Here is a 25,102-nt window from a genome sequence, read left to right on the forward strand (position 1 = left end):
CTCTCTATTTACTTCCTTGATTTAGATACACATTACGCATGGTATCCCATTGATAATCTTCTAGTAGTCTGACGATTTTACCTTCCATTCGAGAAAGATTTATATAGTGTCTAATTTTAGATTTTATCGAGGCTCCAGCTACTTTAGGCTGTGCGGCATCTATTTCCCACGGGTGAAAATAAAAACTGTATGGTTGTTTTTCTTCGCTTAAGTATCGCTCGATGCGTTTTTGTGACATCCAATAAGGATATAAACGAAAGTAGCCACCGCCCCCAATGCCTGTGTTTACATCATCTTTGCGCACAGTAGGGATAGGGATTTCGGTAATGCCCTCTTCTCGCAAATATTTAAACCTTGGCCAATCCGGCACACCATACAGGTCATGAGCAATTGGGTATGTACTAGAGCTATATTCAAAACCCAGCTCTACGAGTACGTCGTAAATCCAAGTATTCGAGTCTTTCACTGAAAAACTAGGTGCTCGATAACCGTAAACCTGCGTACCAGAAATTTGCTCTAAGATATCTTTGCTTTTGCTAACGTCTTCGAAAAACTCTGACTTAGTCATTTCTAATGCACGCTTGTGTGCATAACCATGGCTAGCAAGTTCATGACCTTGTTCCACTATAGCGCGAATGAGTTGCGGGCAGCGTTCAGCCACCCAACCTAAAGTGAAAAAAGTGCTTTTAGCATTGTGTTGTTCAAATAACTCAAGTAAACGGTAGGTATTGCGCTCTACCCTTAACTCCATTGACTCCCAGTTATTTTTATTGATAACAGATTCAAATGCCGATACATGAAAATAGTCTTCCACATCGACCGTCATCGCATTTACGATGTTGTGCTTGGTCATTCCTTAACGCCCCTTGCCGAATAAAACAATCTCTACAGTTCGGATAAGGATCAACAGGTCTAGCAGAAAACTTCTGTGCTTAATGTAGTACAAATCAAATTTAAGCTTTTCCAACGAATCTTCTTGCGTAGCGCCATAAGGGTACTTAAGTTGAGCCCACCCTGTTAAGCCAGGCTTAACGTTATGACGCTCGTTGTAATAAGGAATATTCTTGATTAGTTGCTGAACAAATTCAGGGCGCTCAGGTCTAGGGCCAACAAACCCCATATCGCCACGCATGACATTATATATTTGTGGCAATTCATCAACACGATACTTACGAATGAACTTACCAATTGTTGTGGTACGGTCGTCATTCTCTTTTGCCATCTGCGCACCATTTTTTTCGGCATCAATACGCATGCTACGGAATTTTATAATATGAAAGGCTTGACCATCTAAGCCAACGCGCTCTTGTAAATAGAACACTGGTGCCTTCCACCCTTCGTCGAGTTTAATTAAAATTGCCGTAATTAGCATTATCGGCCAAGTAAACAAAAACAGTACGAAAGCGATACTGGCATTAAATATCCAGTCTAGTGTGTTTCTCAAATGGTTGGCTGATGCAAAGCCGTTTGAATAGATAACCCAGCTTGGATAAATAAGATTAACTGCGATTTGCCCCGTTTCACGCTCAATGAAGTCTAAAATTTCAGTAACTTCAACACCACGAATTTTACATGCGAACAGTTCATCAACGGGTAGATTGTTTCTACGCTCATCACTCGCCACTACAATTTCATCAATATCGTGTTCTAATGCGTAGTTAACAATAGAGCTATCAAGCGTGATTTTGTTTTCGTTCACAATACCATTGTCTGAATCACCATCCATCACGATAAAGCCATGCATGTTAAACCCTTGGCGATCAACATCACGGCGCATACGTTTTTCTATAATAGACGCCCTTTCACCAGCACCTAGTACCAGCACATTCCGTTTATTTAATCCAAAGAAGTCTATTTTAAGTGTTATATAGCGAAAACTGGCCGCAAAAACTAAGCTCAATACAGAGGCAATAGCAAGTAGCTCTGTTGCAATAGAGAGGTTAGCGAAAAATGGGTTAAGAAGCGTGATAATAAAAAAGCCGATTGCAACTGATACAAGTTGTCGTCTAACTATCCCTCTAAGACTTTCACGCAATTTAGAGTTGTATAATCCAAGCGCTAATGAGGACAATTGAACGATCAGCGCATAAACTACAGCATAAATAAATAAGAAATTAATAGGTAAATTAACATGCTGAACATACAGCAATATGCTGTTGCTATATATCGCTGCTAAAAACGCACTGACAAAGCACAAAAATTCAATTAAAACTAGAGACTTGCTACCAGAAGATAGATCTCGAAACTTTGGGCTAGACATATATAAACGATAATTCCCTATTATTTTACGTATCAATTAATGTAGCTGCGAGCGATATTAGAATTGATAAGTGCACAATTGTAAAGATAAGAGATGCAATCGTACCAAACATCCTTATTATTTTACAGTTGTTAAATAATGTGCATCAGTTGTAAAAATCAAATACAATCTGGTAGTTTATATAAAAAAACCGATGTTAATAGAAGGTTGAGACCATGGAACACCGTATGACCAAGAGTATTAAAGCGTTAATTTTTCTCGCTGCTGGCTATGTATTATCAGGCTGTAGTTCACAGACATTGCCGCCTGCCACTATACACCAATCGACGACGACAGATGTTACCTCATATAAATATCTAATTGGTGCAGGTGATGTATTAAACATCTTTGTTTGGCGTGATCCAGAAGTTTCGGGCACGTTCGTTGTTCGCCCTGACGGTATGATCACTACTTCACTAGTTGAAGACATTCCAGTATCAGGAAAAACACCAACCGAATTGGCTCGTCAAATTGAGCAGATTTTATCAACTTATTTAAGAGATCCAGTTGTGACAGTGACTGTTAACAATTTCGTGGGTCCATACAGTGAGCAAATCAGAGTTATTGGCGAAGCTGCCCAACCGCAAGCGATCAACTACAAGCAAAATATGACACTGCTTGACGTAATGATTCAGGTAGGCGGATTAACTGAATTTGCTGATGGCAATGATGCCGTATTAGTGCGTATCGAAAATGGCGTTCAAAAAGAATACGAAATTCACATTACTGATTTAATCAAAAATGGTGAAATTTCTGCCAACGTAGATGTATTACCGGGTGATATCATTGTTATACCTGAGACTTGGTTCTAACCAATAAGCTCACTATCACCTGTTTTTGAGGTCAGGAATGCAAGAAATTATTGAACAAATTTTAGATTACCTAAAAGGGATTTGGATAAAGAGACGTTATTTAATGCTCGCTACGTGGATTATTTGTCCACTTGGTTGGTATTACGTTTCTCAAATGCCCGATGTGTATGAATCGGAAGCCAGAGTATATGTTGACACTCAATCATTACTGCGTCCGTTATTGAAAGGTATCACCGTTGAAAATAACCCCGACTACCAAGTCGCATTAATGGTGCAAACACTATTGAGCCGTCCAAACCTTGAGCGCATTACGCGGATGACAGATTTGGACGTTCAGGCAAACAACAACGAAGAATATGAACAAATCATTCAATCATTGAAGAATGACATCAAAATTTCTCGTTCGGGTCGCCAAAATATCTACACCATTTCAATCGAAAATAAAGACCCCGTAATGGCGCGTGATATTGTTCAATCGACGTTACATGTCTTTATTGAGAATACGCTAGGCGAATCTCGTAGCGACTCCGATAGCGCACAGAAATTCTTAACTGATCAAATTAAAGATTATGAGAATAGACTGATTGCGGCTGAAGCACGTTTGACTGACTTCAAGCAAAAATACAGCGATGTATTACCGTCTCAATCTGGTGGCTATTATGTTCAATTAAATAGAGCAAAAGAGCAGCTAAAAGCAATTGAATTAGAATTGTTGGAAAATCAGACCAAATTAGCGTCTGCGAAAAAGCAGCTAACGCTGGATAAGCAAATGATTATTGATCCGGACAATAAGATCCAGACGGACACATCAATAAAAACAGCTTATGATGATCGTATCGCAGAAATGGAAGGTCGTCTTGATTCATTACAGCTAAGATATACTGATAAGCATCCAGATGTAAAAGAAGCATTACGACGCTTAGAAGACCTTAAAAAACGACGTGCTCAGGAAATACAGTCGTTCGTCGCCAATAATGATTCGGAGACTACGGCTACTGCTCAAATGACGCAAAACCCTGTATTCCAAGAAGTTCAGATTCAAGTGAACCAATTGGAAAACTTGATTGCCTCTTTGAACGTAAGAGCAAACAGCTACCGTAGCCGAGTGCAAGATCTTGAAAGTAAAATTCATACACTTCCAGAGATTGAAGCTGAATTAGTTAACTTGAATCGCGGTTACGATACAACAAAACAAACCTACGAAGAACTACTAACGCGTAGAGAAACTGCACAATTAGCTCAACAGGCAGACGAAACTACAGACAAAATCCAATTCAATGTGATTGATCCACCTCGAGCAGCGAGTAAAGCAAGTGGACCGCCTCGAATTCTTCTATTGATAGGTGTAACAATTGTCGGCATTGGCGCAGGGCTAGGTTTATCATTGCTATTTAGCCAATTGAACCCAGTTGTTACGTCAAGTAATCAGTTAAGCCGCGCAACCGGATTACCAATCCTTGGCGTAGTGTCTGCGACTGAAAACTTAGGGTTAAAGAAGTGGCATCGTAAGAAAACAATTATATTCGTTACCTCAAACCTAATGCTTTTGGGGCTATTGAGTATCTTTATCGCATATTTTGCCTTTCCAAATTTAGTCCAGGGCCCAATCAACAGGATTTTTTAAGATGAGTACCATAGAAAAAGCACTGGCAAAGCAAAAGTCCAAAAATGCAGAAAAGGCTGAGGACCAAAAGGTTCACCAAGACGCTGCAGAAACAAGCAGCGTGAATGCACCTGAACAAGCGCCAGAACAAGTTGCAGGAAAAGAAGTTGTAATGGCTGATGACCGTTGCTTAAATCTTGATAAAGAATCACTTAATAGTCGTGGTTTCTTAATTGACACAGGTACCCGAAAGAGCATTAAAGACGAATTTCGTACCATCAAACGTAAACTGTTAAATAATGCTTTTGGTAGCGGCGCACGTACATTGAAGAACAGTAATCTCATCATGGTGAGTAGTTCTAAGCCAAACGAAGGGAAGACATTTATTTCCATCAATCTCGCATTAAGCATCGCACTAGAGCAAGATAAAACGGTCTTGCTCGTTGATGCCGATGTATTACGCCCAAGTGTTAATCGTGAATTAGGTCTGGAACAAACACCAGGCTTGATTGAATACTTACTTGGCCAACACGATAGTATTGGTGAAATGCTCTACAGCACGAATGTCGATAAATTGAAATTGATTCCTGCTGGAGAACCACATCATTTGTCGAATGAGCTACTGGCAAGTGACCGAATGGCAGCATTGGCGCAAGAATTAGCAGATCGATACCCCGACCGTGTCGTTATTTTTGACTGTCCGCCGCTTATCGGGGTCACTGAAACCCCTGTACTAGCGAACTTGATGGGACAAGCAGTCATCGTAGCAGAAGAATCAAAAACATTGGTAGCCGATGTAAAACAAGCGACTGAACCTCTTAGCGAAGATTTGGCTGTCGGCATCGTATTAAATAAAGCAATCAGATCTCATAAGGATATGTATGGCTACTACGGCTATGGCTACGGTACGAAGTAACGTATTTGCCTTATCAACCATCGCACTGGCGGTAACTTCTGCAACGAATGCGGGAGAATTTGAGTTCACTCCAAAGTTTACTTTGGAAGAAACATACTCAGACAACGTAGAGTTGACACGTCATAATGAAATTTCCAGCTTGGTTAGCCAAGCTGGAGTATTGCTTGATTTAGATTACCAATCAAAGAACTTACAATGGAATTGGCGATCGAGTAGTAAGTACGCCTTTTTCTCACATGATCACGATCAAGATGGCGACTATCACGACCTTGAAAGTAGTATCGCTTACACCCTATGGCCAAATGGCATCACGCTAATTGCAAGTGCTGATATTTCAAACCAATCGCGCGATACAACAAGAAACGCATTTGCGGATATTGTATCTGGCGATACTGTACAAGTTGAACGTTACACATCAGGCATTCAGTATAACGCTAACAATAGCGACTTTATTATTAATAGTAGTGCAAACTACTTAGTGACTGAAGCTGAAGATGGTTTAGGCGAACAAGAAGGCTGGCAAGCAGCAATCAACAGTAAGAATGGCGTCAGTGCTCGAATTGTATTTTGGGATTTGAATGCAAATATCCAAGACACAAAAAATAATCAGCGCGAAGGAAAGTTTTATCAAGGAGAAGTAAAACTAGGGCTTCTTACACCCTATAAGATCAACCCTTTTCTTCGTTACTACGATGAAGAGACTGAAGGCACGATCGGAGGCGGACGACTTGCGGAGTCTAACAGTTACGGTGCTGGTTTACGTTGGTTGATAACACCGCGTTTGCGCTTCGATTTGTCTTATAACAAGCCTGTAGATGACGGAACCGACATTGACGGCAACGCATTAGATAACTATTGGGATGCACAACTTGAGTGGCAACCAAGCTCAAGAACCCAGCTTACTCTTGGTACATCAGAGCGCTTTTACGGTGACAGTTACCATGCCGAATTTAGCCATAGAAATAAACGCTTGACCAATTCAATATCCTACGTTGAAGAAGTGCAAACGTTTACGCGTAATAACTTCACTCAATTCTCTGTGGGTAGCTTTTGGTGTCCAGACGACTTTGGCACCGACCTTAATCAATGTTTTGTAGCTGATGGTCAAGATATCGATGTTAACACGCATCAACTCATAACCGTTAGCGATGTGGAAGTAAGTGAAGATGATGTATTTTCACTCAATAAGAATTTGCAATGGGTCAGTGAACTCGCGTTGCCTCGTACAACATTCACGTTTGAATTACAGGCCAGTGAACGAGAAAATTTAGATACACGCGTTAAAGATGAAATTCAAACAGCTAAAATTACGGCTAAACGTAAGTTAAGTGGTCGATCTTCAGTAAATTTCAACATGTCATTTTCAGAAAACCACTATCAGATCGGCCAAGAAGGTGAACGAAAAGACCGTTACCGTAATTACCTTATCGCTTACGAAAAAGACATGAATAGTAGGCTAAGCGCTGATTTTTCGCTTAGTTACATTAATCGTAGCTCAGACAACTTCACGTTAAATTACAAAGAAGGCCGCGTAGGCTTTGTAGTTACTAAGGAATTTTAACTGAATGTATGAAAATTATTATGGCTTTAAAGAAAAGCCATTTCAATTAAGCCCAGACCCGAGGTTTTTCTTTGCGTCTAGTCATCATCAGCGTGCACTTTCATACTTGCAGTACGGTTTAGACCAAGGCGAAGGTTTTATTGTTATTACAGGGCCAATAGGGACAGGTAAAACAACTATTGCACGTAATCTGCTGAATAATTTAGGTGATAATAGCATTGTCGCGGCTCAACTTGTGACAACTAAACTATCTCCTCACGAGTTACTGGCACTTGTTGTTTCTGAATTTAATATTCAAGCCAAAGGTGACAGTAAAGCTGAGCTACTTCAAGCGATTGAAAAGTTCCTGATCAACCTTCATGAGCAAGGTAAACGCGCATTGTTAATTGTAGATGAAGCACAAAACCTGCCGAGTGAAACAGTTGAAGAGCTGCGCATGTTGTCTAATTTTCAATTAAATAATAAGCCGCTGATTCAGAGCTTTTTACTAGGTCAGGAAGAGTTAAAACCAATTATTCAAGCGCCAAATATGGAGCAATTCAGGCAACGCATTATCGCTTCGGCGCACTTGAAACCATTAACTTGTGAAGAAGTTGCTGAATATATCAATCATCGATTACACCAAGCAGGTTGTAACAAAGAAGACTTATTCTCAGAAGAAGCGATCGAACTCATCCACGAAAAAACATTAGGTGTTCCAAGAAAAATTAACATATTCGTTGACCGCCTATTATTGTTTGGCTTCTTAGAAGAGCTTGACCATATCGATATCAACGCAATAAACAGTGTTGCTGAAGAAATGGAAGTAGAGCTAACAGGTTCGCTAGGCACTGAGCAATTAACCACCAACGAACCCAAACAAGTCGTTGTTAACTCTTCTGAGAACGTTGAGAATATCAGAGAAGTGCTTCGTGAAGTTGAAGATATATTGGACTCAAACATCAAACAAAAAGTGAAAATGGCGAGATACGTCGACAAGTTACTCAAGCAGAAAAGTCGCCTTTATGCCGAAAGTAACATTGAAGATGCAGAGTCATAATCATCGTATTAGATTAAACAAAAATCCCGCTAAAATTAGCGGGATTTTTTTATATCTAAGACATACAGCTATTTACTCTGCGTTAATCGTCAGCTCATATTTCTCTATTAAAGAATAAAGCGTTGGCCTTGTTACGCCCAATAGCTCAGCAGTTTTCGACATATTGCCTTCCGCAAGCGCATAAGCCTTTTGAATCGCCAGTGATTCTGCTTGCTCTCTCACTTGACGTAGATTCAGATTTAGTTCGACATTAGTATCTGTGTGGTCAAAGAAGCCTAAATCCATTGCCGTAACTAAGGTGCCTGTCGCCATTATTGCGGCACTTTTTACCTTATTTTGTAGTTCACGAATATTACCTGGCCAACGATGCGCCTTTATAGCGCTTAAACCGTCGTCAGAGAAGCCTTTGATATTACGTTTATATTCAGTCGCATAACGCTGTAAAAAGTACTGAGCGAGGATTAAGACGTCTTCATCACGATCTCTTAATGGTGGGATATTTAGCGTAATTTCACTGACACGATAAAATAAATCTTCGCGGAACGTTTTAGCCGCCACCATTTCTTCTAAGTTTTGATTTGTCGCACACACCACTCGAACATCAACGGATATTTCTTGGCGGCCACCTAGGCGCTCAATGCGCTTTTCCTGTAAAAATCGCAATAGCTTAGCTTGCAAATTAAAAGGCATATCACCAATTTCATCTAGAAATAAGGTTCCACCCTCTGCACACTCAATTTTGCCTTTTGTTGTTCGGTGAGCGCCGGTAAACGCCCCTTTTTCAAAACCAAATAACTCACTTTCCAATAACGTTTCTGGAATAGAGGCACAGTTAATGGCAACAAAAGGCTTTTTCTTACGATCACTGGCGAGATGTACCGCATTAGCGGTTACTTCTTTACCCGTACCACTTTCACCTAGTAAAAGCGCTGTAATTTGTGTTGGTGCAATTCGCTTAACCATGGTACGTAATCGCTCGATCGACTCACTGTTACCAATGATACCGATGTCACTTCCACCCACTTCACGCATTTTGCGGTTTTCTTCTTCGATGGCCGCGACTGAAAATGCACGAGACACAATGACATTAATCACTTCCGGTTCGATGGGTTTTTGGTAAAAATCGTAAGCGCCAGCATTAATCGCTTTTAATGCATTGGTGCGATCATCATTACCCGTAATTACAATTACTTTGGTATAGGGTGCAATAGCAAGAATCTCTTCAAGCGCAGCTAAGCCTTCACTCGCATTAGTTTCATCAGGTGGCAAACCTAAATCTAATGTCACAACTTTTGGCTCATAACGACGAATAGCCGCAATTGCACTCTCACGGTCATCCGCTAAGATTGCTTCGTAATCAGACAAACTCCATTTAAGTTGCTTTTGAATACCTTTGTCATCATCGACAATTAATAATTTTTCCATTGCAATCAATCCTTATAGAATTATTGGAATACAGGATTAAGTGGTAACTCGACTGTAAACTTGGTACCGCTACCTTCCTCACTCGTTACACTTATAACGCCAGCGATACTCTCTATAAACTGTTTGGCTTCATAAACACCAATGCCCATCCCCGCATTACCTTTAGTAGTATCAAAAGGTTTAAATAGCCTTTTTTCAATAAATTCGGGAGACATTCCACTGCCATTATCTTCAATAGTGATTGTGGCATGATGTTCATTGGCCGCCAGCCCTACTTTAACCCATCCATCACCAGATGTCGCCTCTTGTGCGTTTTGAATAAGGTGATTTAATACAGAGTGGAAAGTGTCATCATCGATAGACATTTGGCAGCTTTCCAACGCCACAATATCGACTTTAGGTTTAATCACGTTCCGTTGTTCAACCACCTTTTGAACAACAACATCAAGTTCTGTCATACGTGATTTAGATTGGGCCGCTTGTTTTTTTCTTAGTTGTGACAACACTTTTGCTAAGCGCTCTGTCGCCGACTCTACCGTTTCAAATACGTCATCTATAAATGCGGGATTGTTTCGGTGTTTTTCAGCATTAGTTGTGATTAGCGCGAGTTGCGCTTGTACATTTTTCAAATCATGCACTAAAAACGCAGACATGCGGTTAAACGCGTCGAATTGTTTAGACTCGGCAAGTTTGTCATTGGCTTCATGCAATGAAACAAAGTTACCTAGTTGTTTGGCTACCGCAAATAGTAAATCTCTGTCTTCCCAGTTTAACTGCTTTAGCTCATTGGTATCAGTAAAGATAAAACAGCCGTAATACGCTTTACCAATATGAATTGGCACGATTATGCGAATATTTTTCGCTTTACATAATGCTAGATCTAAAGATAAGTCACCGTAGACACTAGGTGCAGCTTCATATTCTGCTATATCAATTATCCACCCTTTGTCTTGGCAAAAGCTATTGATTCTTAGAATTTGCTCGCTGAACGATTTATCTATAACAATCCCTTCTTCATAATGCACTTTATACTGGGAATTAGTGATTTTTTTTATCACCGCTCCGCCAAGCGCATTCAATTTAGACATCATAATATTTGTCGCTAACTGATAAGGTGATTGTGCACTGGTCGTTTCAATTTTTTCAATTAAGTTAAGCCATTCGTCTCGATACTCGTATTTATTAGCGAAAAAATTCTTGGCTATGAATACTTTTACACGTCTACGTAAAGATTCAGTAATCAATAACACAACTAAAACGATGCCACCAAGCACCAGAAAACCGATGCTAAATATGCTGCCCCATTCACCACCAAAATAATTGATAATGTAGCCCGCAAATGCCATCACGAGTAAATAAATACCAGCGATCATTAACATTGAGCTATAAAAAACAACACTTCGAGATACAAAGATCCGCACAGCGCCATCACGTATTCGGCGTGTACTCACTAATAAGAAAGGCACAACAATAGCCGCAATATAGCCACGGCTATACCAAAAATCGAAATCTATTTCGCCAATCATGGTTGCTTGCGCATAGATAACAAAATCAAAGAGTGAAATAGACGCAATAGCTATTACCAAAGGCCATATCGCCCAACGTATTTTGTCATTCGCACTTCGAAATAATTGCTCCAATAGCACCAAACTCCACAAGTTCAGAACAATAAACAACAAGAACAAATACTGATAGGAATACTCAAGCAGGTATGTTGTACCCCAACAGGTTGTTAGTAGCATCAACCATACGCTCAGATACTTGCGGATATACTGATTGCTTAACAGCTTTTTTAACGAGCTAAGTTCAGTATTGCACAGCAATATAAGCACAGACCACATCGCAATTTTGATGCAGTCCATTGCCATCGCTATCTGCAAGCCAAACCCTAATTTGATTTGCGCAGCTGCGATTAAATTAGTTACTAAGGAAACAAAAGATGAAAGCAATAACCACTTAGCAAAAACCGTATTATTGCGCGCAGCAAATAATAAGAAACAAAACACCGCATATGCCAATGCGGCAAAAACGTAGCCAAAAAAGCCAATGGTATCCATAACAGCAACTAACTCCGAGATGTAGCAGTTCTTCTAGTAAAAATCTCAATCAACATGGGTACAAGAATAAAGCTCATTACCGCAGAAACACACAGGCCTGCAATAATCACCACACCTAAAGGCTGCCATAGGTTTCCACCAAGAAGTGTTAAAGGTAATAAACCACCAATAGTGGTTAGTGTGGTCAGCAAAATGGGGGTGAACCTTACTGCGCTGGCACTAAAAATAGCATCGCGCTTGCTCAAGCCATCAGCGATTAGCCGATTGACCGTATCAATTAGAATGATCGCATTATTTACCACAATGCCAAATAAACTGATTAGCCCGATAAATGCCATCATAGAAAACGACAAGCCGCTCAGATACAAACCAACAATTGCCCCGGCAATTGCAAAAGGAATCGACGTAAAGATAATCAGCGGTTGAAGCAACGATTTAAACTGCAAAACTAAGGTAGCAAATATGCCAACAGCAGTAATCATCATAATCTGCGACAAGCCCGCAAACGATTGTTGTCGGTTTTCTTCCTCGCCCCCTAGCACGTAGTACATGCCTTTAGGTAGGTCATACTGATCCAAATATTGGACTAAGTTCGTCGTGAGTTCATTTATCGAGTAGCCATTTGCAACATCAGCAGATACCTTTGCCATCCTCAACTTTTGAAAATGGGCAAAGTCACTATGCCCTTTAACCAGCTCATAATGGGCAAACTGACTTAACGGGATATACTCGCCCTCAGTGTTTTGAATCTGTACTGTATTTAATCGTTCTACGTCTAAGCGGTGCTGCTTAACCAATACGGTATATGCTTCACCATTTGCTTCAATCAACTGACCAACTGGTGCTCCAGAAAGCATTGTTTGTAAAGTTAAATCAAGTTGAGCGATATCTATTTTGAACAAGCCTGCCTGCTGATAATCTATGACCAGCTTGAGTTCGGTGTTCGGTTCGCCAATTGGATTACGAATATTGATAACCCCAGACAATGACGCCATTTTTTGTGCAAGATCTTTGGCCACTTTCTCAAGATCAGACAGCGACTCACTCATCAACCGAAAAGTTATTGGCTGGTCGGTTACGGGTCCTTGCCTAAATTCTTTAACTGACACTTTTGCATCTTGTCGCAATGAAAGCTCTGTGCGCAGTTGCTCGACGAGTTTCGACACTTCTTGCTCGTCATAAGAATCCAGTATCAATAACATTTGGCCAAAGTGTGCTACGCCGCGGCGAGGGATTTCGTTGTAGTAAATACGCGGATTAGAATTACCGACATTAATCGCAACATTGTCAATCAGCGAATATTTCTCTGCTTGCTTAGCAACTGATAACATCACGTTTTCGGTGTGTTCGAGCGATGAATTGGCAGGCGTTTCAACATCTACCAAAAGCATAGGCTTTTCCGCTTTCGGGAAAAGACTTACACCAACTTGACCAAATAAAGAAAACGCACCGATAAGGGCAGCAACACAAATGGCAATAACCAACCATTTCCATTGCAATAACTTCATTAACGTAGGCGCATACAGCTTTTCAGCAAACAGATTCACATAATGCTGCAATGCCCGTACTTTAGCCGGCTTATTCGATAACAATAGACTCGCCAATAAAGGGGTCAATGTTAATGCGATAAGCAAGGAGGCGAGCAATACTAAGACCACGGTGACAGGCATAGAGCGCACAAAGTCTCCGGTGGTACTGGCAATTAACAACATTGGCAAAAATGCTAACATTGTGGTCGCTGTACCGCTAGAGATGGCCCAGCCAACCTTGCTTGCCCCTTGGGCGGCAGCTTGTTGAATATCACGAACGCTTTTTTTCTCTCGATGAATACTCTCAGTAACTACGATAGCATTATCAACTAAAAGCCCTAGCGCGATGATCAAGCCTACTATCGACATTTGTTGTAAGCCAAATCCTGAAAAATCCAGCCAACCTATTGCGATAAGGAACGACATAGGAATTGCTGCAATAACAACAAACGCTTCTCTTAGACCTAAAAAGAGCAACGACATCACGCCAACAACCACCAAGCCCTGCCATAAATTAGCAAAAAAGCCATCGACTCTTTTTTCTACACTCTCAGACTGTAAAAATAGCGTTTCCAATTTTACATTAGCTGGCAGCGACTGTTTAAAGGCAGCGATTTCACCTTCAATAGCATTAGTCACATTGAAAATATTAGTTTTTTCTCGCTGCTGTGCCGTTACATAGATAACAGGTTTGTTTTGGTAGTAAGCCAAATAAGTCGGTTGTCTGCTGTCAAATTGGACAGTGGCAACATCTTTCACTAATAACACTGATAATCCATCTGAACGTATTATCGTATTCTCTATTTGGCTTAGCTCTTCTACGGCACCACTAGCTCTTAAATTAAATCGACGTGTTGATGCATCGACAAAACCAGGCGTAATGTTTTCTAGGCGGCCTTTTAAAGCTTGCCCAATTTGCGCAAGCGAGAGGTTGTAATGCTGAAGTGCGGTCAGGTTTACGTTGACTGAAACAATTTGTTGAGGATACCCCCAAATATCAGCTTGCTTAACGCCATTGAGTGCTTCGAGCCGCTTTTCTAATTGTTTCGCATGAAATTCAATTAACTTGTAGTCATGCGGTTCACTCGACAACGCAAACTGCACAATCGCCACACGTGTTGGCGTAGCCTTTAATACCAGTAGTTCTTGGATACCTGCTGGTAAACGTTCACGAACAGATGAAATTGCCTGCTTTATCTTGTTATACGACGCTTCCGCATCTACGCCATACAAAAATTCAACGGTGATGCGAGCACCACCATTTTTAATTTGAGATTCAATTTTCTTAATGTTTTCTATATCCGCCAATTCTTTCTCTAACGGATTTATGACAAGTGATTCCATATCCAAAGGCGACGCCCCTGGATAAATGACTTCAATTAGTGTGATCGGAATTTCAAATTGTGGATCTTCCGAGCGAGGCATTAATAAATAAGAAACCACACCCACTAATGTAAGTAACATAACAATAATGAGCGTGAATTGTTTATTCGCGATAGCGAGCTTAGGCAAGTTCATAATGTTAGTTTTGAAGATTAATGAGTTGCCAGCCTTTTACCACAACATTTAGTGGCTCTGACTCACTCGCGCTTAAATAGAGAAACTGATTATCCAACTTGAACACAGGCAAACTAATAAGTTGCGTTTGTTCAGTTGTCTCATCTTGCGTATAAATGGTTGCTTCGCCCGACGAAGTCATAGCAACCAAAGCGTCAATTGGCACCTTATAAACAAGCTGTGGTTGATGAAAATTCATTGCGACAGTTGAAACTTGCCCAGCTATCAATCGAAAATCTGGTGGAATATTGGTGAGTAATACTTCGACTTCAAATAATCCATTATTTTTTGACTTTGCTGGGATTTTACTAATGCGGCCGCTAGAGACGCCCATACCTTCAACGATAATCTCAACAGCATGATTTTCATCTAATTGAGCGACCTCAGCACCGGTTAACGCCACACGAACAATCCAGTTATTGTTAGTAGCAGCGACATTGAATGCAACTAGCTCAGGAGAAAGCAACTCATTCAATTCACTGTTTCGTACGACTACCACGCCATCGAATGGTGCAATTATCTGAGCCTTTTCAAGATTGTAATAAGCCACTCGATAAGCCGCTCGGGTTAGCTCAACTTGGGTCATGGCGTTGTCGAGCGCCTGCTCAGAACTTAATTGTTGTTCGATTAATTTACGAATTCGACTAACATCACGCTTAGCATTGAGTAGCTCAGCATATCGTGCGTTTTTCTCGGCCTTGAGTTCTAATGTATCTAAGGTGGCAAGTACGTCCCCCTGACGAAAAAACTCCCCTTCATCAACATTGAGTACCTTTAAATAGCCAGCCGTTTTAAAAGATAAATTCGTCGTTCGCTTGTGATCTAGTTTACCAATACGATTAAGCGAGTATTGATATTCACTAGCGGGAACATTGATAACAGATAGGCTTTGTGCGCAGCTAAATGTGCTGATTACGCAGAGTATGAAGGCTTTAACAATAAATGATAACGATGGCATAACGAAAGATTACGCTTCTATGTTGGTGATTAATTTAATATTTATTATAGGCGTTACTTTAGGTTGCTTAGGATAAAATGTACACCTTTTTCACTATTTGTCCGCGCTTTTAGCGGCATTAGCGCAAAACGGCCAAATTAAGTGGTAGATCTTTGTCAAGCATTCTCGAAAATTCAAAGCCCAACGCTAGACAAAATCCTCCCAAATCTATAGTATGGCGCCCGCAACTAAGCACTTAGTATTAAAGCTATTAATTGCTATATTAATTAGTTGCGTGCACCCATAGCTCAGCTGGATAGAGCGCTGCCCTCCGGAGGCAGAGGCCGCAGGTTCGACTCCTGCTGGGTGCGCCATTCTGATTCCATTACACTCAATCACCAGTTTCTTGGGCTTACTCATGTTTACGTTAGTTTGCAGAACAATGGTTTGAGTACGCATATTGCGAGTTATTTGAATTTCCTTCGAATAACGTCAAACAAAAGTTTAAGTAATGAAATAGATTAAATCATATGCTGCAACTTGAATTAAAAGTGTACTTAGGGTCACATTATCAAAAACAGTGATATCGCAACCGAGATTGATATGCTTACATATAAGAACCGTAAGTTTCCGTTGCTCCTGTTCCACTCTGTATTACTATTTTTCTTCCAATTTAGGTGAGGTTTGTTTGATTTTCGCATTCACGTCCCCCTATATGAGCGCATGCTTCAATTTAAAACCATAATATAGCATCAATACTTCAATCTTCTTGCTCAATGTTGAGGTATTCCTCGTTTATTATTTGATTCATATTCAAATGAAACATAAGCATAGCCGTTATAAATATTACGCTCAGAATCAAAGGAACTTTAACTAAAACGGTAACTAGCAATACGCCCGCGCTAATGTATATCATCAACCGTCCTAATTTAAACATTTGAACGCTTGATTCATGAAATGAATAAAAAATAAAAAACGATGCAAATGAAAGTAATACTCCACTCACATACATTTCTTCTGCATACATAAAAATAGCAACTGCGCACCCCAAAGTTATAACAGCAATACTAAACGCAAACGGTTTTGTTAAAATAGAGTCCATAATATTTATCACCTAAATTAGAGCTACAACTGTAGCTCTAATTCTTTTAGTTTTGTCAATTAGAAAATAAATCATACCCAATCAGAATTACACTGATCGCGATTCCTGCAGGCGTGCCTAACCTTATTCCTGTGAGGAATGCTTTCCCTAATAATCTTGCCCCCGCTTTTACAGTGTCTCTAGATACTCCACCATCGACTAAACAGATTTCATGTGTATTTAATTCTCTCACTTTTATCGCCCCATCAATGATTTGTATGCTGCCATAATTGAAACACTTGAACCTATTACGCCTACGGAGACTCCTGTCACTTTCACCGCAAATGTAACTGCAGGAGGAATCAAAAACACGACCCCACCATTCACTTCCTGTACTTCATTGATACTTAATTCACGCATGTATTATGCTCCTTGTATTCGGTACGTTTACCGAGTTAATTGTGCTTGCTCTTCATTGAGCAAGTATTTAAATAAGTTGGCCTTACAAGTTCTCCCTATATCTGGATAAGGCCAACATCCCTTTTCTAATCAAACGACCACTGAAATTACGCTGCTAATCAGAAAATCTATTTTTTGATCACAATGGTGCTAAGCAGTTTTTAGCAACATTTGTCATCGGTATTTTTACTGAGTAACCGTTAATTGTAGCGATTAGCACAAAAGCGCATATCCAAATTGCCAACATTGCATTCATCCATTGAATCAAAATATGCATTGGAATCTAGTTAGCGAATTAACTCAGGTCAACAAAGAAAACATTGGGAATAAACAACAATCCAACGCAGCACGAAAACATCATTAATTTCAAAGCGTTAATAGACATCAACACGCTGCTTGATTTTTGTTGTGAGATATTGTGAAAACATTGGGTTGTGAAATTGTGGTGGTGTGTGGAATGTGTAGCGAATCTGTGAAGTCACGCAAGCAGCATGTAGTCGTTCAGATATTAGATAACGTACAGGCAGCAATAGCTAAAAACAAAAACCTCAACGACAAAAAGGCTAACTCTCGATAATTCAATACTTGCTTGCGGCTTTCACGATATTCTCGTAAATTACTTGGATATATCGCAATTTGTTTTATTTATGACGCTTTCCACACAAAACCATTTATGTAACCTAACACTTTTAGGTAATTTGGTTGCAAAACCAGATATCCGCTATCAGGCAAACCCCGTTGTGGCAATTGCTGAGATGATCATCGCAACCCACACCAAATGGTACGACAAAGCTAACCAACAATACCGTGAATGGACCAATTACCATACCGTTAAAATGGTTGGTGATGTTGTAGAACGTTCGCTATTACACGCGAATAAAGGCGATATTGTGTTGATACAAGGGCATTTAGTCGATAGTAAGAAGAATAATCGTCAAATCATTCATGCAACTTATGCGCACCCATACCCTAAGGGTTATGCTAAGTCGATTAACCAAATATATGCAAGTGGGCGTCTGTCCAGTGACATTCAGTTACGCACAACTGAAAACAATCGAACATTTGCTGAAATTACGTTAGAAATGAACTTCTTTGTCCATTCTCCTATCACTGGAGAGATGAGAAATGTTACACTTACGCGCTTAGTGCATGTTTGGGAAGCACAGGCCATTTATTTAAGCGAAAATGCACAACTCGGCGATCAACTGATTGTTGATGGCAAGCTCAATTACATGAAAAACGATAAGCAACAACAAATGATAGACGCACACCACGTGGTGCTTTTACGGGCTTAATTCCCTTATTATTGGAAATGATATCGATTGCGCAGGCAATGGGATAAAAATTAGGATTATGTTTAAAAATCTTTGCTATAGCCCTTTGAATTACTTATTCGAGGCTAAGTCTAATACTCGAATTAGTATCTTAAATCTTGTTATTGTACTGCTTGTCATTTCGGCGTGTGTAGGCGCAATTAGCCCGGCAGTAGCAGACGATTACCGCATAAACCAGCTGGCAACGATAGAAAGAGCCGTTAACGCTAGTCCTTTACAATCCGTAATAAACAATCCGTTCAATAGCAACCAGTTAATTACCGCGTATCAAAACGGTGAAATCGCACTTTTTGACATAGATAACAAGCATTCTAAAACGTTAATTGCACAAGAAAGTGACGAATCTTCACTGGTTTCTCTCGCAATACATCCCAATTTCACGCAAAAAAATGAATTTGGCTACGCCATACTATACAGCAGCCATATTGAGCCAAAAAAGCGCAGAGGCAGAACGTTTATCCAAGCAACCGACGCAGAAAACACTGATGAGGATGCAACGGAATTAGATGCTGTAATCTACGAATGGCAATTTAGCGTCAGTACCAATTTAACGCCAATGTCGGCAAGAAAAAGAGAAGTGTTTCGCGTTGGCATTGATGACTCGAGTAATGGCATAACCAATATTCGCTTTAATCCGTATGTAAAACCTTGGCAAGACACATATGGCTTAATGTATGTCTCTGTTAACCGAGCTTATTTAAGTACCGATGATGAGACAACAAGTAATGCAATCCTTAGATTTCGTCCTGAAAAATTTGGCCTGAAAAACTACTCGTTAGTCAATAATGGCATTGCACTCAACGACGAAACACATGCAGCTATTCTTATCGGAAATCTTGGCCGTATTAGTTATTTCTCATGGAATAAACAAAACGAAGAACATCTTCAAATAGCGATTGACACACCGCCAACCATCGTACTTGTTGAAGTGCCTTACGGTCAGTTAGCGCCAGATTTAACGCAAGTACGCCCGCTATTTCAACTCAAATCAACAGATGTTGCACAAGCCTTTTACACTTACCACGAAAAAGCGATTAGCCAACTTAGACATCATTTACTGTATTTGGTAAAACGAAGTGGAGCATGGGAGCTAACGGCCTTAAATGCCGGCCAACAAACTGGCTCCGTTTTTTTGTGGCAGTTGCCATTAGATATCCTTTCTCCCAATGGTAAATATTCATTATTGTCGAGTGTAGATGGTCAACTTATGTTGCTTGATCATGAAACACTGTACTTATTTGGCATTTCCTCAACGAATAATGGCAATCCGCAAGTAGCTCAGACCGCAGCGGAAAAATCCAGTGAAGAAGAATCAAACGGATTGATTTGGCTAGTATTGCTCGTTCCTGTGCTAATCAGCATCTTGCTATATTGGCAGCACAAAAACAAAATGGAAGCTCGGAAATTACTAAGACGTAAATACGCACGGTTTACCTTTAGCGAGCAAGACAAGTTTGTCCACTTATATAAACGTCACGCGGTGGATATAGATACCACTATTGCTATAAACGCCATCGCAGAATGTTTAGTTATTCTAAACGATAAAGAAATTCTGACCATTTCATCAAAGGATGATTGCGGATTTGATGCCAAAAAAGAAACAAATTTAGATAAGTTGTTTATCGAGGAAAAACGCCGAAAAATGGTAGGCGATGAAGTGCGCAAGGTTGAAGTAATCTTCATCGACAATGACACAAGATACGAATGTTGCATATATTTAAGAGAAGGTAACCAGCGTTACACTAAGGCTAAGTTTGCTGAAGTATGCGGGTACTTGATCGATTGGTGCTGGTTTTATTCTGAACAGATTAATCCAACTGCAACAGGCAAGCGCATTGTTAAATCAAAGCCAGAAGCTAAAACTAAGTTAGTCAAAACTACGACTCCGCCAGCGCAGGCTAATGCTAATAGCAACCCCAGCTCCACAACACAAGCACAGCCAACTAGCTTACAACAGCCAAAACCTGTTGGTATTGAAGCCATGAGGGGCGAAAAAATAACGAAAGTTGCTTCTTCTTCGCCTCATGTTGAAACCACTCTAGCGCATGAAACTTCACCTGTTCAGTCGAATGATAGGCGCACAGACCCAATGCTCGACAGTCAAATCATTGAATCACTGGACAAACTGTCAAAGCTCAAACAGCAAGGTCATTTAACAGAAGAAGAATTTAATCAGGCCAAAGCAAAATTACTACGTGATTTAACTGGCATGTAATTTCGACGGTTACATGCAAGGTTCAAATCAGGTAAAGCAACTAGTAGCATTAACAGTCATCGGCTTAGGCCTGTTGGCTATCACGTGGTTGCTCACATTGTGGGTTGACCAAGCAACGCTCAACCAGTGGCTAGCACTTTTTGATATTCACAATAGCATGCATCTTATGGCACTCTGTCTGCTGCTTATGCTGTTAATGGCAATTGGTTTGCCTAGGCAAGTTGTCGCATTCAGTTTAGGTTATTTAGTTGGCAGTACGAGCGCCACGCTATTAGCCACACTCGTCGCGTGTGGTGGTTGCGTACTAACATACATGGGTGCCAGAACCATGTTCAGCCAACGAATTAGCAGACGCTTTCCGGTGCAACAACAATCACTCGCCGAATTTTTCTCGACTGACACCTTTCAGAAAGCACTGATTATTCGATTACTTCCTGTTGGCTCTAACTTCCTGACTAATGTTATTGCGGGCTCAGTAAAAGCGCCAGCATGGCCTTATCTACTAGGTACTGGTGTTGGCTTTGTTCCCCAAATGACATTGTTTGCGATGTTGGGCGCAGGGATAAGCGTCGGCAAGACCGATCAAGTTGTTGTAGCGTTATGTTTGATGTTGGTGGCCGCTGTATTGAGTTTTAGATTATATCGGCAGTCTCGAAAAAAACTGCCGACATTTCAATAAGCGTACTTGCTGATAGGATAAGTGTTACTTTTCTAACGTAAGTAGAAAATTCACTAGCTCAGATAATTTTTCGTTAATTGAGCTATGCTCGAGCTTGTGTGCATTCACTAGATATTTACCATTTACAATAATAGTTGGTACTCTGCTTAACCCGCCATTTTTTGCCAATGTATTTTGAAAGTGCTGCATTTGCTCCATTTCTTTGATCACATCTTCACTATTAATCAGTTTCTCAAATGTCTCACTTTCTACGCCAGCATTAACGAACACATTGCGAACATCACGCTCCGAAGTGAAAACCGCACGATATTTGTGGATATAGTTAAAGATCTGAGTAACTAGTAGCTCTTCTTGATCCAGCTTTTTAGCAACGATTAACGCCTTGGTAAGCATTTTCTGCATTTTAGGCGACGCCATTCTCATGAAATCTACATGGCTTCTTACAAATTCTGCACCTTCCGGCAATTGTGCTTTAAGCACTTTCAGGTGCGATTCAAATTCAAAACAGTGTGGACAGTAAAATGAAAAATACTCACGAACTTCTGCATCAGATGCAGTTAAACCGTTAACTTTCTCGTAGTGAACACCTTCTTCAAACTGATTTGCTTGAACACTAAGTGCCGACAACAATAATGTTGCAGCCATAATTAATCGACGCATATAAATATTCCCAATTTTTATTATTAAGGCAGTAATGACAATACTGGTTCTTGCATACTTGCGAGCAGCTCTTTCAAAGAAAGTACTTGTTCCTCCCAGTAACGCTCAGTATTAAACCAAGGAAAACTATGAGGAAAAGCAGGATCCTGCCAACGCTTGCAGAGCCATGCCATATAATTTACTACCCGCATGGTACGCAAAGATTCAATTAACGCAAGTTCTTTGCTGTCAAAGTCGTGAAATTCCTCATAACCTGACAAAAGCGTATCTAGCTGAAGAATTCTTTGCTGACGGTCACCAGACAACATCATCCACAAATCTTGAATTGCGGGCCCCATACGGCAATCATCAAGGTCAACAAAATGCGGACCATCGTCTGTCCACAGAATATTCCCTGCATGACAATCACCATGTAGACGGATTAGATTGGTTGGTTGATATTGCTTTTCCGCTTCAACAATGACCTGATCGAGTATCGTGAAGAATGCAGTTGCAATTGCCGTAGAAACAAAACCACTTTCTTTAATGACATTCCTAGCGTCAATTAACATCTCTTGCGAGGTAATTGAGGGACGACTGGTAAAAACTTGTTTAGATGCAACTGCGTGAATACGACCTATAAAGCGTCCCATCCATTCGAGTTGATCGAGGTTGTCCACTTCAAATATGCGACCACCACGGCAGGGATAAAGGGCAAAATAGTAGCCTTGATGTTCAAATAACGATTCACCGTCTCGCACAAGAGGTGCCACTATTGGCAATTCCTGCGCTTGTAACTCCAATGAAAACTCATGTTCTTCTTTTATTTGCGCTTTGCTCCATCGCTGTGGGCGATAGAACTTAGTCACATATTTAACTCGGTCTTCATCATGAAACTGATACACACGATTTTCGTAACTGTTTAGCGCCAACAGACCGCTGTCAACAAATATGCCGGTACTTTCAATTCCATCTAAAATAAGATCGGGTGATAACGACGTAAAATCAAATACTGCCATTAGCGTTTATTAAAGAAGCGCGATTCTTGCTCAATGCGCACTGCTTCTTCCTCAGAAATTAATTCCACAACAAAGGTAATGTCGTTCATATAACCATTCAACTCATAGGGGTCTACTGAAATGCTCATCGGCAGCGTATAAACACTTGCGGCTCTAACCAATACTTCTTGTTCACCATGCCAAATCGCCTTATCGATGCCTTTAACCGATAATCGATAACGGTTATCTTTCTGCGATTTATTAAGTATTTTCAGCGTATAGACATTTTCAATTTCACCGTTAAAATTCTCTTTTGCTAACTCAGTTCGGTCACGAATGATATCGAGAGACACAGGTGTACGTGCGGCAATCTCATATAGCAACAAGCTCGACATAACGATTAATACCGTTGCATACCCGACTAACTTGGAGCGTATTAATTTGATTTTTTTCCCTTCAAGTTCATGCTCTGTGGTGTAACGAATTAGGCCTTTAGGATACTTCATTCGCTCCATTACGCCATCACATGCGTCAACACAGGCGCCACAGTTTATGCATTCATACTGTAAACCATTTCGGATATCGATACCTGTCGGACATACTTGCACACACAAACTACAATCAATGCAATCACCCAAGCCTAGGGTTTTTGGGTCTTGCTTACGAGCGCGCGGACCACGATTTTCTCCGCGATGGTAATCATACGTTACCGTTAACGTGTCTTTGTCAAACATCGCTGATTGAAAACGCGCATATGGACACATATGCAAACACATTATTTCACGCATCCAACCAGCATTTCCGTATGTACATAATGCAAAAAACCACACGACGGCTGCTAAAGTAAAAGAAGCATTAAAGGTAAAAAAATCAACGAATACTTCGTCGATAGGCGCAAAATAACCGACAAAGGTTAACGACGTTAAAACAGAAAAGAATAACCAACAACCGTGTTTAAGCGATTTACGCCAGAACTTGTTGGCATCCATCTTTTGGCTATCAAGCTTTTTCCTTTGATTCGCAGTACCTTCAATTTTTTCTTCAAACCATATGAAAATAAAGGTCCACACAGTTTGTGGACACAAATAACCACACCATACTCGACCGAGAAATGTGGTGACAAAAAATAGTAAAAACGCACTTAATATGAACAACCATGCTAGCAATGTTAAATCTTGTGGCCACAACGTTAGGCTCCACAAGGTAAATCGCTGCTCTGAAATATCGAGTAAAATTGCCTGATGACCTTCATATTGCAGCCATGGTAAAACCGCAAACAGCGCCAAAAAGAAAAAATTCATTTTACGTCTGAGTTGTTGAAACACGCCTTTCACTTTACGGACGTAAATTTGATCGCGAGGCTTATAATGCTCAACATCCTTAGGTTTATGAATTTTTATATTCTTTACCGGGATTTCAAGACCATTAACGACTTGTTTTTCTTGACTTTTCACTATGAATCCTTGGGCGACACGAACTTTATTTATAATCAACTGCACGACAACGATTATTTATTTAATCCAAGATTTTTGATTTCTTATTTTATTAATTGGATCAAATTGATTATTCTATAAAAACAACCACATTATACGACATGATATGAAGAATTTATTGATCTTAATCGTCGCTGTGGCCGTTTTTTTACATTTTTATCCTCAACCTGAACTTGAGGAAATGTATCAAACGTACAAAGCCAAGGTTTTAGAAGCATTTTCCGATGCGACAGACACACGCGTTCGCTTACGTCCACAAAAGATTTACACAGATTTAGAACCGCACCTGAAGCAGTTTAACGAGACAGAGATCAACGCATTAAAGGAAATAACCGATAGCCGGAAAAGCGTCATCCAATTTCACAACGATTTTTGCGAAGCAAAACAACGAAGTGCTAGCTTCCACGCAAAAAATCAAGAATTAGTGTGTAGAACAATAGCGAGCTATAGCTCGCTATTTTAAACGGTG

20 protein-coding genes and 1 tRNA gene are annotated in these 25,102 nt (G+C 40.3%); 10 read left to right on the forward strand and 11 right to left on the reverse strand.

Features of this window, described 5'->3' with window-relative positions; translation table 11 throughout:
• Positions 1 to 4: 4 nt before the first annotated feature.
• Complete coding sequence (locus ACSLUK_RS04910; RefSeq protein ID WP_448547407.1) at positions 5 to 853, reverse strand: XrtA system polysaccharide deacetylase; 849 nt, start codon at positions 851 to 853, stop codon at positions 5 to 7.
• A gap of 3 nt (positions 854 to 856) precedes the next feature.
• Entirely contained in the window at positions 857 to 2,260 is a 1,404-nt protein-coding gene (locus ACSLUK_RS04915) for a TIGR03013 family XrtA/PEP-CTERM system glycosyltransferase (RefSeq protein WP_448547408.1), read from the reverse strand.
• Positions 2,261 to 2,487: 227 nt separating this feature from the next.
• Here ACSLUK_RS04915 and ACSLUK_RS04920 point away from each other — a divergent pair, with 227 nt between their 5' ends.
• The 5 genes from ACSLUK_RS04920 to ACSLUK_RS04940 are packed head-to-tail and all read left to right on the forward strand — an operon-like array spanning position 2,488 to position 8,230.
• Positions 2,488 to 3,111 carry an XrtA/PEP-CTERM system exopolysaccharide export protein gene (locus ACSLUK_RS04920; RefSeq protein WP_448547409.1) on the forward strand — a complete coding sequence of 208 codons (624 nt, stop codon included), beginning with the start codon at positions 2,488 to 2,490 and terminating at the stop codon, positions 3,109 to 3,111.
• A 37-nt stretch (positions 3,112 to 3,148) separates the two neighbouring features.
• Positions 3,149 to 4,735 carry an XrtA system polysaccharide chain length determinant gene (locus ACSLUK_RS04925; RefSeq protein WP_448547410.1) on the forward strand — a complete coding sequence of 529 codons (1,587 nt, stop codon included), beginning with the start codon at positions 3,149 to 3,151 and terminating at the stop codon, positions 4,733 to 4,735.
• 1 nt (position 4,736) lies between these two features.
• Positions 4,737 to 5,630, forward strand: coding sequence for an XrtA-associated tyrosine autokinase (locus tag ACSLUK_RS04930; RefSeq protein ID WP_448547411.1), 894 nt, complete (start codon positions 4,737 to 4,739; stop codon positions 5,628 to 5,630).
• A complete protein-coding gene (locus ACSLUK_RS04935; RefSeq protein WP_448547412.1) occupies positions 5,596 to 7,191 on the forward strand; it encodes a TIGR03016 family PEP-CTERM system-associated outer membrane protein in 1,596 nt (531 codons plus the stop codon). Before ACSLUK_RS04930 ends, ACSLUK_RS04935 begins: the two co-directional genes overlap by 35 nt.
• Before the next feature lie 4 nt (positions 7,192 to 7,195).
• Positions 7,196 to 8,230: an XrtA/PEP-CTERM system-associated ATPase gene (locus ACSLUK_RS04940; protein WP_448547413.1), complete on the forward strand. Its 1,035-nt coding sequence runs from the start codon at positions 7,196 to 7,198 to the stop codon at positions 8,228 to 8,230.
• A gap of 72 nt (positions 8,231 to 8,302) precedes the next feature.
• On the opposite strand, the gene prsR is transcribed toward ACSLUK_RS04940, so the two are convergent.
• From prsR to ACSLUK_RS04960, 4 genes are read right to left on the reverse strand one after another with little or no spacing between them, the layout of a single operon-like run.
• Positions 8,303 to 9,655, reverse strand: coding sequence for a PEP-CTERM-box response regulator transcription factor (gene prsR / locus ACSLUK_RS04945; RefSeq protein ID WP_448547414.1), 1,353 nt, complete (start codon positions 9,653 to 9,655; stop codon positions 8,303 to 8,305).
• A 20-nt stretch (positions 9,656 to 9,675) separates the two neighbouring features.
• Positions 9,676 to 11,712, reverse strand: a complete 2,037-nt coding sequence (gene prsK, locus ACSLUK_RS04950; protein ID WP_448547415.1) for an XrtA/PEP-CTERM system histidine kinase PrsK — start codon at positions 11,710 to 11,712, stop codon at positions 9,676 to 9,678.
• 8 nt (positions 11,713 to 11,720) lie between these two features.
• Positions 11,721 to 14,759 (reverse strand): efflux RND transporter permease subunit, encoded by a 3,039-nt coding sequence (locus ACSLUK_RS04955; RefSeq protein WP_448547416.1) that lies wholly within the window; start codon positions 14,757 to 14,759, stop codon positions 11,721 to 11,723.
• Positions 14,760 to 14,763: 4 nt separating this feature from the next.
• Positions 14,764 to 15,756 carry an efflux RND transporter periplasmic adaptor subunit gene (locus tag ACSLUK_RS04960; RefSeq protein WP_448547417.1) on the reverse strand — a complete coding sequence of 331 codons (993 nt, stop codon included), beginning with the start codon at positions 15,754 to 15,756 and terminating at the stop codon, positions 14,764 to 14,766.
• Positions 15,757 to 16,032: 276 nt separating this feature from the next.
• On the opposite strand from ACSLUK_RS04960, the gene ACSLUK_RS04965 reads away from it, so the two are divergent.
• Positions 16,033 to 16,109 (forward strand) — tRNA-Arg (locus ACSLUK_RS04965).
• A 386-nt stretch (positions 16,110 to 16,495) separates the two neighbouring features.
• Here ACSLUK_RS04965 and ACSLUK_RS04970 read toward each other — a convergent pair.
• Positions 16,496 to 16,837, reverse strand: coding sequence for a hypothetical protein (locus tag ACSLUK_RS04970; protein ID WP_448547418.1), 342 nt, complete (start codon positions 16,835 to 16,837; stop codon positions 16,496 to 16,498).
• Positions 16,838 to 17,071: 234 nt separating this feature from the next.
• Positions 17,072 to 17,236, reverse strand: a complete 165-nt coding sequence (locus tag ACSLUK_RS04975; RefSeq protein WP_448547419.1) for a hypothetical protein — start codon at positions 17,234 to 17,236, stop codon at positions 17,072 to 17,074.
• Between the two features lie 686 nt (positions 17,237 to 17,922).
• Between ACSLUK_RS04975 and ACSLUK_RS04980 the strand changes: the two genes are divergently transcribed.
• The 3 genes from ACSLUK_RS04980 to ACSLUK_RS04990 are packed head-to-tail and all read left to right on the forward strand — an operon-like array spanning position 17,923 to position 21,503.
• On the forward strand, positions 17,923 to 18,570 hold the full coding sequence (locus ACSLUK_RS04980) for a single-stranded DNA-binding protein (RefSeq protein ID WP_448547420.1): 648 nt from the start codon (positions 17,923 to 17,925) through the stop codon (positions 18,568 to 18,570).
• A gap of 58 nt (positions 18,571 to 18,628) precedes the next feature.
• Positions 18,629 to 20,824 carry an SHOCT domain-containing protein gene (locus ACSLUK_RS04985; protein ID WP_448547421.1) on the forward strand — a complete coding sequence of 732 codons (2,196 nt, stop codon included), beginning with the start codon at positions 18,629 to 18,631 and terminating at the stop codon, positions 20,822 to 20,824.
• Between the two features lie 13 nt (positions 20,825 to 20,837).
• A complete protein-coding gene (locus ACSLUK_RS04990; RefSeq protein ID WP_448547422.1) occupies positions 20,838 to 21,503 on the forward strand; it encodes a TVP38/TMEM64 family protein in 666 nt (221 codons plus the stop codon).
• A gap of 24 nt (positions 21,504 to 21,527) precedes the next feature.
• Here the strand turns inward: ACSLUK_RS04990 and ACSLUK_RS04995 are convergent, their stop codons facing one another.
• The 3 genes from ACSLUK_RS04995 to ccoG are packed head-to-tail and all read right to left on the reverse strand — an operon-like array spanning position 21,528 to position 24,594.
• Positions 21,528 to 22,163, reverse strand: coding sequence for a thiol:disulfide interchange protein DsbA/DsbL (locus tag ACSLUK_RS04995; protein ID WP_448547423.1), 636 nt, complete (start codon positions 22,161 to 22,163; stop codon positions 21,528 to 21,530).
• A gap of 23 nt (positions 22,164 to 22,186) precedes the next feature.
• Entirely contained in the window at positions 22,187 to 23,161 is a 975-nt protein-coding gene (locus ACSLUK_RS05000) for a serine/threonine protein kinase (protein WP_448547424.1), read from the reverse strand.
• A complete protein-coding gene (gene ccoG / locus ACSLUK_RS05005) occupies positions 23,161 to 24,594 on the reverse strand; it encodes a cytochrome c oxidase accessory protein CcoG (protein ID WP_448547425.1) in 1,434 nt (477 codons plus the stop codon). Before ccoG ends, ACSLUK_RS05000 begins: the two co-directional genes overlap by 1 nt.
• 145 nt (positions 24,595 to 24,739) lie before the next feature.
• Between ccoG and ACSLUK_RS05010 the strand changes: the two genes are divergently transcribed.
• On the forward strand, positions 24,740 to 25,096 hold the full coding sequence (locus tag ACSLUK_RS05010) for a hypothetical protein (protein ID WP_448547426.1): 357 nt from the start codon (positions 24,740 to 24,742) through the stop codon (positions 25,094 to 25,096).
• Positions 25,097 to 25,102 lie beyond the last annotated feature (6 nt).

Source organism: Thalassotalea fusca, from assembly GCF_053485835.1.

What these genes read in the sequence shown, in the direction of transcription:
- ACSLUK_RS04960 (WP_448547417.1), bottom strand. Translation starts at nt 15,756, where the DNA reads ATGCCATCGTTATCATTTATTGTTAAAGCCTTCATACTCTGCGTAATC.
- ACSLUK_RS04980 (WP_448547420.1), top strand. Translation starts at nt 17,923, where the DNA reads ATGACGCTTTCCACACAAAACCATTTATGTAACCTAACACTTTTAGGT.
- ACSLUK_RS04990 (WP_448547422.1), top strand. Translation starts at nt 20,838, where the DNA reads ATGCAAGGTTCAAATCAGGTAAAGCAACTAGTAGCATTAACAGTCATC.
- ACSLUK_RS04975 (WP_448547419.1), bottom strand. Translation starts at nt 17,236, where the DNA reads ATGCGTGAATTAAGTATCAATGAAGTACAGGAAGTGAATGGTGGGGTC.
- ACSLUK_RS04910 (WP_448547407.1), bottom strand. Translation starts at nt 853, where the DNA reads ATGACCAAGCACAACATCGTAAATGCGATGACGGTCGATGTGGAAGAC.
- ACSLUK_RS04935 (WP_448547412.1), top strand. Translation starts at nt 5,596, where the DNA reads ATGGCTACTACGGCTATGGCTACGGTACGAAGTAACGTATTTGCCTTA.
- ACSLUK_RS04920 (WP_448547409.1), top strand. Translation starts at nt 2,488, where the DNA reads ATGACCAAGAGTATTAAAGCGTTAATTTTTCTCGCTGCTGGCTATGTA.
- ACSLUK_RS04995 (WP_448547423.1), bottom strand. Translation starts at nt 22,163, where the DNA reads ATGCGTCGATTAATTATGGCTGCAACATTATTGTTGTCGGCACTTAGT.
- ACSLUK_RS04955 (WP_448547416.1), bottom strand. Translation starts at nt 14,759, where the DNA reads ATGAACTTGCCTAAGCTCGCTATCGCGAATAAACAATTCACGCTCATT.
- ACSLUK_RS04930 (WP_448547411.1), top strand. Translation starts at nt 4,737, where the DNA reads ATGAGTACCATAGAAAAAGCACTGGCAAAGCAAAAGTCCAAAAATGCA.
- ACSLUK_RS04915 (WP_448547408.1), bottom strand. Translation starts at nt 2,260, where the DNA reads ATGTCTAGCCCAAAGTTTCGAGATCTATCTTCTGGTAGCAAGTCTCTA.
- ACSLUK_RS05010 (WP_448547426.1), top strand. Translation starts at nt 24,740, where the DNA reads ATGAAGAATTTATTGATCTTAATCGTCGCTGTGGCCGTTTTTTTACAT.
- ACSLUK_RS04985 (WP_448547421.1), top strand. Translation starts at nt 18,629, where the DNA reads ATGTTTAAAAATCTTTGCTATAGCCCTTTGAATTACTTATTCGAGGCT.
- prsK (WP_448547415.1), bottom strand. Translation starts at nt 11,712, where the DNA reads ATGGATACCATTGGCTTTTTTGGCTACGTTTTTGCCGCATTGGCATAT.
- ACSLUK_RS04925 (WP_448547410.1), top strand. Translation starts at nt 3,149, where the DNA reads ATGCAAGAAATTATTGAACAAATTTTAGATTACCTAAAAGGGATTTGG.
- ACSLUK_RS05000 (WP_448547424.1), bottom strand. Translation starts at nt 23,161, where the DNA reads ATGGCAGTATTTGATTTTACGTCGTTATCACCCGATCTTATTTTAGAT.
- prsR (WP_448547414.1), bottom strand. Translation starts at nt 9,655, where the DNA reads ATGGAAAAATTATTAATTGTCGATGATGACAAAGGTATTCAAAAGCAA.
- ACSLUK_RS04970 (WP_448547418.1), bottom strand. Translation starts at nt 16,837, where the DNA reads ATGGACTCTATTTTAACAAAACCGTTTGCGTTTAGTATTGCTGTTATA.
- ACSLUK_RS04940 (WP_448547413.1), top strand. Translation starts at nt 7,196, where the DNA reads ATGTATGAAAATTATTATGGCTTTAAAGAAAAGCCATTTCAATTAAGC.